The sequence below is a fragment of the Clostridium mediterraneense genome (assembly GCF_900091705.1).
In the GTDB taxonomy this organism is placed as follows: Bacteria; Bacillota; Clostridia; order Clostridiales; family Clostridiaceae; genus Sarcina; species Sarcina mediterraneense.
The window spans coordinates 2,259,418-2,276,678 of sequence record NZ_LT594785.1 but is presented as its reverse complement, the minus strand read 5'-3'; the positions used below and the strand labels follow the sequence as shown (position 1 = coordinate 2,276,678).

The 17,261-nt window shown below is 26.8% G+C and carries 7 protein-coding genes; all 7 read left to right on the top strand.

The genetic code is table 11. The features are described 5' to 3' along the window. Positions 1-5: 5 nt before the first annotated feature. Positions 6-2,138: an ATP-dependent zinc metalloprotease FtsH gene (ftsH, locus tag BN8917_RS12365; RefSeq protein ID WP_084748640.1), complete on the top strand. Its 2,133-nt coding sequence runs from the start codon at positions 6-8 to the stop codon at positions 2,136-2,138. Between the two features lie 142 nt (positions 2,139-2,280). Next, positions 2,281-4,392 (top strand): HelD family protein, encoded by a 2,112-nt coding sequence (locus BN8917_RS12360; RefSeq protein WP_066874825.1) that lies wholly within the window; start codon positions 2,281-2,283, stop codon positions 4,390-4,392. 332 nt (positions 4,393-4,724) lie between these two features. After that, positions 4,725-6,431 (top strand): ABC transporter ATP-binding protein, encoded by a 1,707-nt coding sequence (locus tag BN8917_RS12355; protein WP_341472960.1) that lies wholly within the window; start codon positions 4,725-4,727, stop codon positions 6,429-6,431. A 104-nt stretch (positions 6,432-6,535) separates the two neighbouring features. Next, positions 6,536-7,873, top strand: a complete 1,338-nt coding sequence (locus BN8917_RS12350) for a glycosyltransferase (RefSeq protein ID WP_066874821.1) — start codon at positions 6,536-6,538, stop codon at positions 7,871-7,873. A gap of 21 nt (positions 7,874-7,894) precedes the next feature. After that, on the top strand, positions 7,895-9,229 hold the full coding sequence (locus tag BN8917_RS12345) for a glycosyltransferase (RefSeq protein ID WP_066874819.1): 1,335 nt from the start codon (positions 7,895-7,897) through the stop codon (positions 9,227-9,229). 16 nt (positions 9,230-9,245) lie between these two features. After that, positions 9,246-11,150 carry a non-ribosomal peptide synthetase gene (locus BN8917_RS12340; RefSeq protein WP_066874817.1) on the top strand — a complete coding sequence of 635 codons (1,905 nt, stop codon included), beginning with the start codon at positions 9,246-9,248 and terminating at the stop codon, positions 11,148-11,150. 28 nt (positions 11,151-11,178) lie between these two features. Next, positions 11,179-17,261: non-ribosomal peptide synthetase (locus tag BN8917_RS12335; RefSeq protein ID WP_141668669.1), on the top strand; the 6,083-nt coding region annotated here is incomplete at its 3' end.

Sequence of the window (17,261 nt, the reverse complement as noted above, 5' to 3'; positions counted from 1 at the left end):
ATTAAATGTTTAAGGGTAATAAAAAGCTTAAATATGTTTTGATATATGGTGTAATAGTTCTAGGTATTATAGTTAGTTTCAATTATGCCAAGGTTGGAATGTCAACAAAACAAATACCATACAGCCAATTTAAAACAATGCTAAAGGATAATCAGATTGAATCTGTAGATTTCTCAAATGGTGATATAAAAATAACACCTAAACCAGGAACACCAGAGGCTGGAAAAATATTATATACAGTAAGTGTAGGTGAAGGACCTCAATTAATAAATCAATTAGAAGCAGCTCATGTAAGCTTTGAAGCAACACCTGCTCAAAGTTTTCCAATAATTGAATTATTATTATATTGGATAGGACCACTAATATTCTTCTTAATAATAGGAAGATTTATGTTTGGTAAGATGGATAAGAAAATGGGCGGAGGAGTTATGTCCTTTGGTAAAAATAATGCAAAATTATATGCAGAAGATCAAACTGGTAAAACTTTTGATGATGTAGCTGGTCAAGATGAGGCTAAAGAATCATTACAAGAAATTGTTGAATTTTTACATGATACAGAGAAATATGTTTCAATAGGAGCTAAGCTTCCAAAGGGAGCTTTACTAGTTGGACCTCCAGGTACAGGTAAAACATTACTTGCAAAAGCAGTTGCTGGAGAAGCTAAAGTACCATTCTTCTCACTTGCAGGATCAGATTTTGTTGAAATGTTTGTTGGTATGGGTGCTGCTAGAGTTAGAGACCTATTTAAACAAGCTGAACAAAAAGCTCCTTGTATAGTATTTATTGACGAAATTGATGCTATAGGTAAAAGTAGAGAAGGTGCTATGCAAAGTAATGATGAAAGAGAACAAACATTAAATCAGTTATTAACTGAAATGGATGGTTTCGATTCATCAAAAGGTGTAGTTATTCTTGCTGCTACAAATAGACCAGAAGTTCTTGATAAAGCTTTATTAAGACCAGGTAGATTTGATAGAAGAGTTATTGTTGATAGACCTGACTTAATAGGTAGAAAAGCAATATTAGAAGTTCATGCTAAAGATGTTAAAATGTCTAAAGAAGTATCATTAGATGCTATTGCTAGATCTACTCCTGGAGCAGTTGGAGCTGATCTTGCTAATATAGTTAATGAAGCTGCTTTAAGAGCTGTTAAGCATGGTAGAAAATTAGTTATACAAGAAGATTTAGAAGATGCAGTTGAAATAATAATTGCAGGTAAAGAAAAGAAAGATAGAATAATGAATGAGCGTGAAAAGAGAACAGTGGCATATCACGAAGTTGGTCACGCATTAGTAGCTGCAATGCTTAATAATACAGACCCAGTTCATAAGATTACTATAGTTCCAAGAACAATGGGTGCTTTAGGATATACAATGCAACTACCAGAAGAAGAAAAATATCTTGTAACTAAAGAAGAAATGATGGATCAAATAGCAGTTATGCTAGGTGGTAGAGCTGCTGAAGAAGTTGAATTTAAGAGAATTACAACTGGAGCATCAAATGATATAGAAAGAGCTACTCAATCAGCTAGAAATATGATTACTGTTTATGGTATGAGTGATAGATTTGATATGATGGGTCTTGAATCAGCAACAAATAGATATTTAGATGGTAGAATGGTTACAAACTGTTCAGAACAAACAGCTACAATTATTGATGAAGAAGTTCTTAAGATAATAAAAGAAGCTCACGCAAATGCTATAAGAATTCTTGAAGAAAATAAGGACTTACTTGATAAAATCTCTGAAGTTCTTCTTGAAGAAGAAACAATTATGGGTGACAGATTCATGGAAATAGTTTATGAAAAGTATCCAGAAAAGAGAGAAAAAGTAGAAGCTGCTAAAAAAGAAAAAGAATTCTTAAAAGAGCAAGCTAAAATTAAAAGAGAAGAAAAAGAAAAGCTTCAAAAAGAAATCGAAGAACAAAGAAGAGAAAAGATTGAACAAGAAGCTAGAGCTTTAGAAGCTGAAGAAAGAGCTAAAATTGTAGATGAAGAAGAAAAAGCAAAAATGGTTGCTACAAGTCTACTTGAAGATAATTCAGCGTTCACAAAGTCAGATGATAAACATGTAGAAAAACAAGAATCAAATAATAAAGATGAAGATATATTCTTTAAAGATAATGATTCAGAAAAATAGAATCTACAATAAGGAGGATGTTTCATAGGAAACATCCTCCTTGATTTTGTCTAATCTATAGAAGCTTTTAAGGTAAAATAGATAAAATTCGTGTTATAATGGATATACTTAAAATATAGAACGTAGGAAAGGATTTGATGAAGTGTCAAAAGATATAGAATTTTTAGTTGAAGAAAAAAAGTTAGAGGATACTTTAAATATTATTTCAGAAGAAATGTTATCCTACATTAATAAAAGAAAATTTTTAACAGAATATATCGTAGAACAAAGAAAAAATGCTATTGATGAGTATAGAGATGATGAAGATAAACTTATAGAATATTTTGATCATGAAAAATATGTGAAGGAAGAGTCATTTAAAACTATTGATAAAAAATTAAAAGAACTTACTATCTTAAAGGACTCACCTTACTTTGGAAGAATTAATTTTACTGATATAGAATTTGATGAAATAGGTACTTTATATATAGGTAGATTTGGAGTTACACCAGAAGGTAGTTTTGAACCAACTGTTGTTGACTGGAGAGCTCCTATTGCAGGACTTTTCTATAATGGAGGTCTAGGTAAAGCTAGTTATAAAGCACCTAGTGGAGATATAGAGGTTGATATAACAGGAAGAAGACAATTAATAATTAAAAAAGGTCAATTAGAAGGTATTTTTGATTCTGCTGTTGATGTTAAAGATGAAATATTACAAATGGTTTTAAGTAAAAATAGTTCAGAAAAGCTAAAAGATATTATTATGACAATCCAAGAAGAACAGGATAAAATAATAAGAATGCCAAGAACTAAGAATATAGTTGTTAATGGAGTTGCTGGAAGTGGTAAAACTACTATAGCACTTCATAGAGTTGCATATCTTCTTTATAATAATAGACAAGAACTTGAAGGAAAAGTTCTTATACTTGGACCTAATAGTATTTTCATGGATTATATTTCACAAGTTTTACCTAGCCTTGGTGAGGTTGGTGTTAAACAAGAAACTTTCTTAGGCTTTGCTATTAGTGAGATAGGTGAAGATATAGAAATAATGCCTTATGAAGATTATCTAGAAAAAATAGTTCAAAAAGATAGTGAAATTATTGATAGAGAAGTTTATAAGAGCTCATTTGAATTTATAGATGATTTAGATAAATATGTTGATGAAATATCAAAAGATTACTTTAATATAAAACCAGTTGAGTATTATGGAGAAGAAATAGTTAGTGTTGAAGAAATTAAGGAATTATTTGAAAAGCACTATGCGTATATGCCTTTATTTAGAAGAGCTGAAAAGATAAGAAGAATCCTTACAGTTAAGATAAAGGATAAGAGAGATGAAAAGTTTAGAGAGCTTGTAAAGGAAATAAAAGAGTTAAAAGAATCTTTAACTGATGAAGAATTATTAAGAGATGAAAATGATATAGAATTTAAGAGAAAAATCAGAGTTAGAGAAATTATTAGAGAAGTTATGAATAGTAGAAAAGTTCTTGATGAATGGATAGTAACAGAAAGTATAGTATCTATTTATAATAAATTTAATGAAAATAGACTTTTAACAATAAATGACCTTGCACCTATTTTATATCTTATGATAAAGCTTGAAGGTAAAAAGGCTAAGAGAGATTATAGACATGTTGTAATTGATGAGGCTCAAGATTATTCACCATTACAATTTAAAGTTATAAGAGAACTTATAGGAAGTAAGTATTTCACAGTAGTTGGAGATGTTAACCAAAGACTTATAAAATATTCAGATAGAGCTTCTATGTTAGAGCTTGGACAAATATTTAATGATGTTGAAACTGAAATTTATAATTTAAATAATAGTTATAGAAGTACATCAGAAATAATGGAATATGCTAATAAGTTCTTAGTTGAAGATAAGATAGTTCCATTAGTTAGAAGTGGAGAACAAGTTGAATCAGTTTTAGCTAATAATAAGGAAGAATTTAAAGATAATTTATTAAGAAAAATTAAGAAACTAAATGCTTCAGGGCTTGAAAGCGTAGCTATAGTAACTAGAAATGGAGAAAAACTAGAAGAAGTTTGGAATCTTTTAAAAGAGGATATTCATTTAGTTAAGTTTGATAATGAAGATGTTCTTTATAAAGGAGGAAATCTTATAATACCATCTTATTTTGCTAAAGGATTAGAATTTGATGGGGTTATAATAGCGGATTTTGAAGAAGATATTAAGAATGAAGATTTAATAAAATATATTATGTGTACAAGAGCTTTACATAGCTTAAGTGATATAGTTTTAAAGAAATAATGATAAAAGAGGCCGTATCAGATTGATTTAATAAATCAATTCAGATACAGCTTCTTTTTTTATTTATTAAAAAACTAATATATTAAGTTTTAATTAGGAAAGCTCAATTCTATAAAGCTTTTTGATATATGTAATTACTTATTTTTCTTTGATTTAGTGTATTTACTTTTGTTGCGAAAATATAAAAATTTATTTTAATACAGCCCTTTCTTATTACCAATAATTTAAAAGTGTAGGTTTTAAAAATACTTAAAAGTTAAATAGAAAAAATATTAAATATAAAATTGGTAAATATAAGTAAAAAATAAATAAATATGATATAATTTTATTAAATGGTATTTGGAGGGGCTATGAAAGAGGCTATTAAAAAAAATAGGATTTTGTTAATTTTTACTATAATTTTTAGTATTTTATTTTCTCTAATAATGGTTAGTTTATCTTTACTTATGCAAAGTTTGATAGATAAAGTTACTATTAGAGATATGGAAGGATTTAAAATGATTTTATTCTATACTGTAGCATATTGTATAATTATTGCAACATTATATTTTATCTATAGTATTTTTAGTAAGCTCTTTATAAAAAACATTACTGAATTTATAAGGAATAAAATTTTTAATGGACTTTTTAGATATAACTATAAAGATTTCATTTCGAAGAATACAGGAGAATATATTTCAATATTAACAAATGATATTAAGTTAGTAGAAGACAATTATATTATACCACTTCTTTTGACACTTCAATATTTAGTAACTTTTATAACTACTATAATTATTTTACTTTGGCTTAGCCCATTAGTTACTTTATGTTTATTTATTACAATGTTTATTATGTTTTTAGTACCCAATATATTTAATAAAATATTACAAGAAAAGCAATTATCACTTTCGAATCAATTAACTTCATTTACAAAAAAGATTAAAGATATATTTTTAGGATATGACATTATTAAAAGTTACAATTTAAAAGAACCTATGAAAAAAGAATTTGGCGAAGAAAATAATATATTAGTGAGAAAAAAGTTTGAAGCTGATAGATTATTTGTGTTAAATGAAACTATATCACAATTTTTGGGGATTACAACTCAATTTATAGCAATAGCGTTAGCGGCTTATTTAGTGATTATAGGAAAATTAAGTATGGGGATGTTAATAGCTATTGTTCAGCTTTCAGGTACTTTTGTACAACCTGTTATTATGATAATTGGGAATGTTCCAAAGATAAGAAGTATGAAAGAGGTACTAAATAGAATAGATAGTTTTATTAATTATGAAAATGAAAACTTAAATGGAGAAAAAATTCCTGAGTTTACTGAAAAGATAGAAGTAAAAGGATTAACTTTTTCGTATGATAATAAAAAAAATATTTTAAAAGATTTAAATTTAATTTTAGAAAAAAATAAAAAATATGCTATTGTAGGTACAAGTGGTTCTGGTAAATCAACATTAATTAAACTTTTAATAGGTTATTATGGAGATTATGAAGGAAAGATTAGTTTTGATGGAGTAAATATAAAAGAAGTAAATATTGAAGAATTAAATAGGATGATCTCTGTAATCCATCAAAATATTTATATGTTTGATAAAACAATAAAAGAAAACATTTGTTTATATAAGGAGTTTTCTGAGGAAAATCTTAATAACGCATTAAGATTAAGTGGAGCTGATAAATTTATAGAAAAATTAGAAAATGGATTAGACTCGATGGTTGGAGAAAATGGTAATAATTTATCAGGAGGACAAAAACAAAGGTTAGCGATAGCAAGAGCAATATTGCAACAAAGTTCAGTCCTTGTTTTAGATGAAGGAACTTCTGCTATAGATATGCAGACAGCATATGATATAGAAAGTAAATTGTTAAATGTAAAAGAACTGACATTATTAACAATAACTCATAAACTTAGTGAAGAGTTATTAGATAAATATGATGAGATTATATTTATAGATGATGGAACTATAGTAGAAAAAGGTTCATTTAAAGAACTTTTAGAAAATAAAAGTAAATTTTTTTCATTTTATAATTTAGAAACTTTATAAAAAATTAAAGTGTTAAAAAATTATCTTAAGATAAAGGTATACGATTTCATTATAATAATTATAATTCCTAAAAAGGTAATTTTTTAAGTGTAAGGAGAGGTTAGATGGCAAATATAGTTCTTGTTACTCATGGTACTGGGGGAGATGTAAAACCATTTATTAAATTAGGTAGAATTTTAAAAGATTTAAATCACGAGGTAACAATAATTACCCATTGTATATATCAAGAAGAGGCTGAAAAAAATTTTTTGAATTTTGTGGCTCTTGATAATTATGAAGAGTATAAAGAAAGAATAGATAAGCTTTTTACTTTATCAGATGCTATAAAAGAATTTAAAAAATATAATGACTTTAATAAAAAATATTGTGGATTTAGTCAATTATATAAAGAATATAAAATTATAAGAAATTATTGCAAAAAGAAAAATACAATTATTATATTTAGACACCGATTTAGTTTAGCAGGATTATTAGCAGCAGAAAAAGAGCAAATACCTGCTATTTCTTTATTCCTAGCTCCCAATTATATACAACATTTGAAATTACATGAAGAAATTATAGGGGAAATAATGAAAAAAGAAATAAATAAAGTAAGAGAAAAAATTAAATTAAAAGATATAGATAATTGGACAGAGTGGATGTGTTCTACAAAACTTAAAATCGCCCTATGGCCTGAGTGGTATGCAAAGGAAGAAGTGGAAAGTATAAAAAATACTATAGCGATTGGATTTCCAGAGAAAAGATATAAAGTGAAGAAAGAGCTTCCTCAAAATATAAAGGAGTTTTTAAATAAAGTAGATAAAGTAGCTCTTATAACAGCAGGTACAAGTAATGCTATAAATCCAGAATTTTATAAAGTAGTTACTAAGGCCTGTGAAGAATTATGTTTAGCAGCTATTTTAGTAACTGATTTTGATGAATTTGTTCCTAAGAAGTTAGGGAAAAATACAATTAGATTAAGAGTAGCACCTATAAAAGAAATTCTACCTTATATGGATGTTGTTATTCATCATGGAGGAATTGGAACTGCTAGTGAAGCATTAGTGGCAGGAACGGCACAATTAATTTTAGCACATTTAGCTGATCGTCCTGATAATGGAAATAGATTAAAAAATATAGGTGTAGCTAAGGTACTTCCAGAGATAAGCTGGCAAAATGAAAATATTAAAAATGCCTTGGAGGAGATAATTTATTGTAAAAAATTAGAAAGAGATTGTAAGCTAATGAAGGATAAAATCTATGAAGAAAACATAGAAAATAATTTAGAAAATATTATTAATAAAGTTTTACAAAATAAAGAAATTTATAAAGTAAATAATTTATCTAAAGTTAAAGATGTAGTAATAGAAAAAGAAAAAGTAAGTTCAACTGATAGAAATATGATAGAAGCTAAAAAAAGAAAAATGATATTAGAGATTCTTAAGAAAAAGACTAGAAGTTAAAAAATTAAAGGGGGAAGAGAGATGGCAAATATAATTATTACCACTCATTGGGGAGAGGGGGATGTATTACCCTTTATAGCAATTGGAAAGGAACTTAAGGATTTAGGACATAGTGTAACAATATTTACTCATTATTGTCATGGAGAAAAAATAAAAAGAGAAAATATTAAGTTTATTCCATTAGAAAGTTCACGGGAGTGTAAAGATTTTTTTGATGCATTAATTAGTGTTTCTAATAGAGTATCAGAAATTAATGAGATAGAGGAGTTTAGAAAAAAATATGAAAATAAGGAAGTTTACCTTAAAGAATATAATTTATTAAAACCATATTGTGAAAATAAAGATACCATAATAATAGCAAAAAATAGGTCAAGTATAGCAGCGTTACTTTTAGCAGAACAATTGAATTTACCTTTAATTTCTGTTTATATGAATCCTTATGAGTATGAGAGTATTAAAAGTTTTCATGATTTAAAAGAAAAAGAACTTCTTAAAGAAGCTAATGGATTAAGAGAAGAAATAGGACTTCCTTCTATAAAGAGTTGGATTAATTGGCAATTTTCACCTAAAGTTAAAATTGGATTATGGCCAAGTTGGTATAAAAATGAAATTATAAACTCTTTAGAAGATATTAAAGCAGTTGGGTTTCCGTTGAGGGATTTAGACTTAAGTAATATATCACTAGAATCACCATTAAAAGAAATTTTAGAAACAAAGCCAGAACCAGTGATAGTATCAGGTGGATCAAGCAATAAAATAAAAAATATATTTTATGAAACTGCTATAGAAGCTTGTTCTAATTTAGATAGAAAAATTATTGTAATAACAAAGTATAAAGAGCGATTACCTAAAAAATTACCTGAAAATATTTATTATTTTGAGTATATTCCATTATATCAATCATTAACTAATGTGAGTCTTATTATTCATCATGGTGGAATAGGAACTATAGGTAATGCTATTAAGACTGGAGTACCACAGTTAATTTTAGCAGATTGTAATGATACTCCATTAAACGGATCTATTGTTAAAAAAATTAAAGTTGGTGATTATCTGCCTCCATCTAAATGGCAAAAGAATGAATTAATAGAAAGAATAAATAAATTACTTAGTAAAGAATTTAAAGAAAAGTGTGAAAATTTTGCTAAGGAGCATAGTGACGAAAATGCTTTTGACTTAATTGTTAAATTAGTGGAGGAAGCGGAAAACAATGAAAAATATTGTTTGAATTATGAATTATTAAATAGTGATAAAAAAGAAAATTTAAAAAATTCAACAGATACAAGAGATTTTAGTAAAAAATTATTATCAGAGAAAATGCAAAAGTATTTATTAAAAAAATTAAAAAATAAATAAAAAGGAGCTGTATATTATGAAAAAAATAGTTGATGAGAAATATGAAAATAATGTAGAAGTTTTAAAGAAAAGTGATGAAATGCTTATTTTGAATAGTTTTAATAATAGGTATAGAGAATATGATAAAGAGCAGACAATAGTAGATTTATTTGAAAAGGTAGCAAAAAAAGTTCCAGATAATATTGCAATAATATTTGAAAATCAAGAAATGAGCTATAGAGAGCTTGATAAAAAAGCAAGTTCTCTAGCGAGTATATTAATAGAAAAAGGAATAGGACCTGAAGTTATCGTTGGAATAATAAGTGATAGATCAGAAAAATTGATAATTGCTATATTAGCAATTTTGAAGGCTGGAGGTGCCTATTTACCAATAGATGCAGAGTATCCAGAAAGTAGAATAAATTATATATTAAAGGATAGTAATGCAAAATTAGTTTTAATAGAAGATAAATTTAAGGATAAAGTGAAAACGGAAATAGAGTTAATTGATTTAAATACTGAAAGTTTATATCAACATAATAATAAAAAGTTAATAAGTAAAGCTTCTGGGGAAAATTTAGCCTATGTAATATATACATCAGGTACAACAGGAAATCCTAAGGGGGTTATGATAGAGCATAAATCTTTAGTGAATTACTCTTTATATGCAAAGAATAATTATTTAAATAGTGAAAATTTAACTATGGCTTTTTATACATCAGTTTCTTTTGATTTAACTATTACATCTATTTTTTCTCCATTAATAAGTGAGAATAAAGTTAGGGTATATAGGAATGAAGATATTAATTCTTTGATGGAGAAAGTATTTAGTTTAGATAATAATAATGTTATAAAAGTGACGCCAGCACATTTAACTTTATTGAAAGAATTACCGAAAGTTAATGAAAATGTAGAAAAGATTATTGTTGGAGGAGATGAATTAAAGGAAGAATTAGTAAATAATACAATGAAACTTTTTGGTGGAAAAGTAGAAATAATAAATGAATATGGTCCTACAGAAGGAACTGTAGGTTGTATAGCACATAAATATGAAAAAGATAAAAATTATGGTGGCTCAGTATTAATTGGAAAGCCAATTGATAATTTTAAAGTTTATATCTTAAATGAAAAAAATAATATAGTACCTATAGGTACAGTAGGTGAAATTGCGATTTCAGGGGATGGAGTTGCTAGAGGATATTTAAATAATAAAAAATTAACTAGTGAAAGATTTTTAGAAAATCCTTTCCAAAATGATGAGAAAATTTATAAAACAGGTGATTTAGGAAAATGGACTTTAGAAGGGAATATAGAATATCTAGGAAGAAAAGATGAGCAAGTTAAGATTAGAGGTTATAGAATCGAACTTGGGGAGATTAATAAGGCTATAAAAAAAGTTCCTGGTATAGAAGATGTAATAGTAGTGGCAAGAGAAAATAAACTTGGAGAAAAAGAATTAAATGCCTATATTATCTCAGAAAATAAAGAAATTATTAAGGATATTAAAGAAGAAATTAAAAAATGTTTACCTGAATATATGATTCCAGCAAAATTTATGATTATGGAAAGTTTCCCTTTAACCGATAATGGGAAAATAGATAAAAAATCTCTTCCAGAAATAAAAGAAATAATTGATAGCAATTATGTTGAGGCAACAAATCCATTAGAGGAAGAGTTAGTAGATTTATGGAGAGAGCTTTTAGATATGGATAAGATAGGAATAGATGATGGATTCATTGAGGTTGGAGGACATTCACTAATTGCAACTAAAATGGTTTATAAAATAAATGAGCTTTATAACATTGATTTATCTTTAGTAGAATTTTTAACAATAGGATTAACAATAAGAGAATTATCAAAACTTATAGAAGAAAAATTATTTAGTTCAATTAGTGATGAGGAATTAGAAGCTATGTTAAGTGAAATAGGAGAAGAATTTTAAGTTAAAAAAGTAGTTTGGGAGGAGTAATATGGAAAATAAAAAAGAAGAAGTTTTAGAGAAAAAAGCTTTATTGAAAGCAATTTTAGAGAGAAAAAAGAAAAATAACAATTTAGAAACTAATAAAATTCAACTTTTACCAAGAAAAAAAGATGAAAATTCTTTTATTGCATCTTATGAGCAAAAAAGATTGTGGCTTATGTATAAATTAAATCCAGATAGTATTGTTTATAATTTATTTTTAGGATTTAGAATTTATGGAGATTTAAAAATAGATTTGTTAGAAAAAGCTTTATATGAAATGGCTATGGAGCAAGAATCTTTAAGGACCAAATTTAAAGATATAAATGATGAGTTAACGCAAATAATTCAACCAGATTTTAATGAAAAAATAAATAGAATTGATTTATCTAAAAATTCTAAAGTGGAGATTGATAGAAAAATTAAAGAAATTTATGAAAAAGAGTTATATAAACCATTTAATTTAGAAGAGGGACCTCTAATTAGGTTTTTATTAATTAAAGTAGGAGAAGATGAGAGTATATTTATTACAGTAGTTCATCATATTATTTTTGATGGATGGTCAATGGGAGTATTTTATAGAAGCTTAACTGAGAAGTATAATAGATTAACTAAAGGTAAAAGTATAGAAATTAAAAATGAAGAGATTAAATATGCTGACTATGCAGTATGGCAAAGGAAAGAGTTATCACAAAAGAGATTGGAAAAGCAGTTTGAGTATTGGAAGAATAAACTAGAAAATATTGAGCAAAGTGTGGAGTTTCCAATTGATAAAAAAAGGCCTGTTGAAGCATCTGGCAAAGGAGATGTGATATTTTTTGATTTAGAAGATGAAATAGTGAAAGAGCTACGAGATTATTCTATAAAGAATAACTTTACTATAAATACAGTTTTATTAGCAGTTTATAAAGTTTTAATTTATAAATATAGTAAACAGAAAAATATTACAATAGGAACTACTGTTGCAAATAGAAAAATAAAAGGAATAGAAAATATAATAGGATTTTTTGTAAATACTGTAGTTTTATCAACAGAAATAGATGATGACATGTATTTTTTAGATTTTCTTCAAAATGTCAGAACAACTACACTTGAAGCTTATGATAATGAAGAATTTCCTTTTGATCAGTTAGTTGAAAGAATTAATCCTGTAAGAGATAACAGTAGAAATCCATTTTTTCAACTTATGTTCACTTACCAAAATTTAGGTGGATCAAAATTGGAATTAAGTGGAGTAAGGGTAGAACCAGAAGCTCTAGGAAGTAAAAGATCATCATTTGATATAACTCTTCAAATGGAGGATGATGGAACGGCAATTAAAGGTGTATTTGAATATAATACAGATTTATTCTATAAAAAAACTATAGAGAAGGTTTCAAGGGAGTTTAAAGAAACTTTAAAAATAATACTTAAGGAAGAAAATAAAAAGATAGGTGATATTTCAATAATAAATGAAAAAGAAAAAGAGAAAATTTTAAATCAATTTAATGATACAGATTTTATCTATGAAGATGAGAAAACTATAGTAGATATTTTTAATAGACAAGTAGAGCAAAATGGAGAAGACATTGCTGTCGTTTATGAAAAGGAGAAATTAACTTATAAAGAATTAAATGAAAAAGCAACAGCTTTAGCTAAAGTATTAAGAAAAAATAATATTAAAAAAGATGAAATTGTAGGATTGATGTTGGATAGATCTCTTGAGATGATCATAGGAATAGTAGCTATTTTAAAGGCTGGAGCAGCTTATTTACCAATAGATCCAAACTATCCCCAAAATAGAATAGAATATATTTTAGGAAATAGTAATGCACGTTTATTAATAAGTACAAAAGAGCTTAGTAGAGAAATTCAATTTAAAGGCAAAATTATAGATATTTCTGAAAAAGAGTCTTTAAAAAATGATGAAGAAATTTTAGAGAATATAAATAGTAAAAATGATTTAGCTTATGTTATTTATACATCAGGAACAACAGGAAATCCAAAGGGTGTAATGATAGAGCATAAAAGTGTTATTAATTTAGTAACCAACTTAAAAAATATTGTTTATGATAATTATAGTAAAAAATTAAAAGTTGCATTAGTAGCAAATTATGCTTTTGATGCGTCTGTTCAACAAATATTTGCTTCCTTATTATTAGGACATTCATTATATATTGTTTCTAATGAAGCTAGAAGTGATGGAGATAAATTAATAGAATTTTATTTAGAAAATAAAATAGATATAACAGATGGTACTCCAATACATTTATCTTTAATGGCAAATTCTAATCTATTAGAAGATCAGAGATTACAACTGAAACAAATGATAATAGGTGGGGATAAGCTTTTAAAGGATCTTGTAATTAAAATATTTAGTAAGTTAAAAAATGATGTAATTATAACCAATGTTTATGGTCCTACTGAATGTACTGTAGATTCAACTTACCAAAATATAAATAAAAATAATATAGATAAATTTGAAGATATTCCAATAGGGAAACCATTAAAAAATTATAGAGTATATATTTTAGATAATAAAAATAAATTACTTCCAATTGGAGCAATAGGAGAACTTTATATAAGTGGAGATGGTTTAGCTAGAGGATATTTAAATAATGAAAAACTAACTAGTGAAAAATTTATAGATAATCCATATGAAAAGGGAGAAAAACTTTATAAAACTGGAGACTTAGCAAGGTGGCTTATTGATGGAACTGTTGAATATTTAGGTAGGGTTGACCATCAGGTTAAAATTAGAGGATTTAGAATAGAACTTGCGGAAATTGCTAATGTAATAAGAAAAATTAAATCTATAAAAGATGTAGCAGTAATAACTAAAGAGGATGATAAGGGAGAAAAGAATATTTATGGATATTTAGTTTCTGATGAAAAGATTGAAATTAAAGAAGTTAAAAAAGAGATTAGAAAAGAATTACCTGACTATATGATTCCTACTTATATGATGCAGATAGAAAAAATCCCTATAAATACAAGTGGAAAGCTAGATAGAAAGGCATTACCTAATATAGAGTTTGTTGATTTAGGGAGATATATTCCAGCAAGAAATGAAGTAGAAACTATTGTAAAAGACATATTTGAAGAAATTGTTGCTGTCGAAAATTTAAGTATTGATACTGATTTCTTTGAAGTTGGAGGACATTCATTAAGAGCTACAAAACTTACAAATAGAATAGAAGAAGAATTAAAGGTAAAAGTTCCTATAAAAAGTATCTTTACTGAGAGAACTATTGAAGGAATAGCAAAATATATAGAAGAAATTAAAGGAAAAGAGATAGATGAGATTAAAAAAGTAGAGGAAAAAGAGTTTTATCCTATGTCTTCTGTTCAAAAAAGAATATATTTACTTTGGAAAATGGATAAGGACAACCTAGCTTATAATACCCCTTCATACTACAAGTTAGAAGGTGATTTAGATTTAGATAGAGTAAAAAGTTCTTTAGAAAAGCTTATAGCTCGCCATGAAATTTTAAGAACAGCCTTTTTAATGGAAAAGGGAGAGCTTCTTCAAAAGATTTTAGAAAAGGGAACTGTGGATTATTCCTTTGAAGAAAGTAATAAAGAATTACTTGAAATATTTGATGATTTTGTAAAACCTTTTGATTTAGAAAATGGAAACTTAGTAAGAATAAAGGTTATAAAAAAGGATTTTAATAATTATCTTCTTATAGATATGCATCATATTGTTAGTGATGGCATGAGTATTGGTATTTTTATCAGAGAATTTTCAAATCTTTATAATGGTAAAAATCTTAAGGAGCTTAAGTTACAGTATAAAGATTATAGTCAATGGATGGAGAAGAAAGATTTAAAAATCCAAAGAGAATATTGGATTAATGAGTTTAAAGAGGAAGCACCAGTAATAAATTTACCCTATGATTACATTAGACCTGTAGAGCAAAGTTATGAAGGGGCAGATACTAGTATTTTGGTAGATAAAGAAGTAAAGGATGGAATCATAGAGCTTTGTAAAAATACTGGAACAACAGAATATATGGTGCTTTTATCAACCTTTATGATTCTTTTAAATAAGTATACAAATCAAGAGGATATTGTGGTAGGAACACCTATATTAGTAAGAAATAATAAAGAGATGGAAACTATGATGGGTATGTTTGTAAATACCTTAGCGATGAGAGGAAAGCCAGAATCAAAGAAGAGCTTTAATAGTTTTTTAAAGGAAGTAAAGGAAAGTTGTATAAAGGCTTATGAAAATCAAGAATATCCATTTGAAGAATTAGTAGAAGCTGTTTCAGTAAAAAGAGATTTATCTAGAAATCCATTATTTGATGTAATGTTTGGTTTAAAAAATAATGAAACGGTAAGTTTAGATTTAAATAATCTTAAAACTGAACAATTATGGGGAGCAGCAAAAGTATCAAAATTTGATATAACAGTGATGATGGAAAGTAAGGAAGATGGTTATTTTATAGGTGCAGAATATTCTACAGCATTATTTAAAGAAGAAACTATAAAAAGATTTTTATTTCATTTTAATGAATTACTTAAAATAATTTCTAAAAATTTGAATAATTTAATTGGAGAAATTAAAGTCATAACAAAAGAGGAAGAAAAATTAATTGATGAAAGCTTTAATAATACAAAGACTGAGTATGAAAATAAAGGTTCTGTAATAGAATTATTTGAGGAAAGAGTAAAAGTAAATCCAAATAAAGTAGCATTAGTATTCGCAGATGAAGAAATAAGCTATGGAGAACTTAATGAAAGAGCAAATTCTTTAGCTAGGAAGTTAAGAGAACACTCTATTCAAGAAGATTCAGTAGTAGGAATTATGGCTAATCGTTCAATTGAAATGGTAATTTCTATAATAGCAACTTTAAAGGCTGGCGGAGCATATTTACCAATAGATATAAACTATCCAAAAGAAAGAATAGAATTTATCTTAGAAAATAGTGGATGTAAATTACTTCTAACAGAAAAGGAATTAGTTAAAGATATAGACTTTAATGGTGAAATTCTTCATTTAGAAGATAAAACTCTCTATGAAGGAAATAGAGAAAATTTCTTAGTAGAAAGAACAGCTGAAAGTCTTATATATATTATTTATACTTCGGGAACAACCGGAACACCTAAGGGTGTTATGTTTAAGGATAGCAGTTTAGCTAACTTAATTAACTTTGAAATAAATGATACAACAATAGAACTTGATAAAAAAGTACTACAGTTTGCTAATTTATGTTTTGATGTGGCAAGTCAAGAGATTTTATCTACTTTAGTAGCAGGGGGAGCACTTTACTTAATTAAAGAAGAGTTAAGAAAAGATGTGGATAGACTACTAGAGTTTGTAACTAAAAATGAAATTAAAACAGTATTTTTACCAACAGCTTATTTTAAATTATTACAATCAGAAAAAAATTATATAGAAACTATTATTAAAAATACTAATCATATAGTGGTTGCAGGAGAGCAGTTAACTTTGACTTTAGAAACACAAAATCTTATAGCGGAAAATAAAGTGAAACTTCATAATCATTATGGTCCTTCTGAAACTCATGTTGTAACTACTTTAACTATAGACTCTAAGAATAATATAAAGGGAATTCCGACTATAGGAACTCCAATTGCTAATAATAAAATATTTATTTTAGATAAAATGATGAATAAAGTTCCAATTAATGTACAGGGAGAAATGTATATTTCAGGTGACTCTGTAGCAAGAGGATATTTAAATAGGGAGGAACTTACAAAGGAACGATTTATAGAAAATCCATTTGGAGAAGGAAAACTTTATAAAACTGGAGATTTAGCAAGATGGCTTTCAGATGGAAATATTGAATATTTGGGAAGAGCAGATCAACAAATTAAAATAAGAGGTTTTAGAATAGAGCTTGGAGAAATTACAAATGCAATTTGTAAAATTAATTATGTAAAAGATGCTGCCGTTATAAATAAGAAGGATAGAAATGGTGAAGAGGCTATTTATGCTTATATAGTTTCAGAAAAAACTGTAGATATTAAGGATATTAAAAAAGAACTTAAAAGAGAGCTTCCAGAATATATGGTTCCTGCTTATATGATGGAAATAGATAGTTTACCTCTTAATAGAAATGGAAAGTTAGATAAAAGAGCACT

What these genes read in the sequence shown, in the direction of transcription:
- ftsH (WP_084748640.1), top strand. Translation starts at nt 6, where the DNA reads ATGTTTAAGGGTAATAAAAAGCTTAAATATGTTTTGATATATGGTGTA.
- BN8917_RS12355 (WP_341472960.1), top strand. Translation starts at nt 4,725, where the DNA reads ATGGTATTTGGAGGGGCTATGAAAGAGGCTATTAAAAAAAATAGGATT.
- BN8917_RS12350 (WP_066874821.1), top strand. Translation starts at nt 6,536, where the DNA reads ATGGCAAATATAGTTCTTGTTACTCATGGTACTGGGGGAGATGTAAAA.
- BN8917_RS12345 (WP_066874819.1), top strand. Translation starts at nt 7,895, where the DNA reads ATGGCAAATATAATTATTACCACTCATTGGGGAGAGGGGGATGTATTA.
- BN8917_RS12340 (WP_066874817.1), top strand. Translation starts at nt 9,246, where the DNA reads ATGAAAAAAATAGTTGATGAGAAATATGAAAATAATGTAGAAGTTTTA.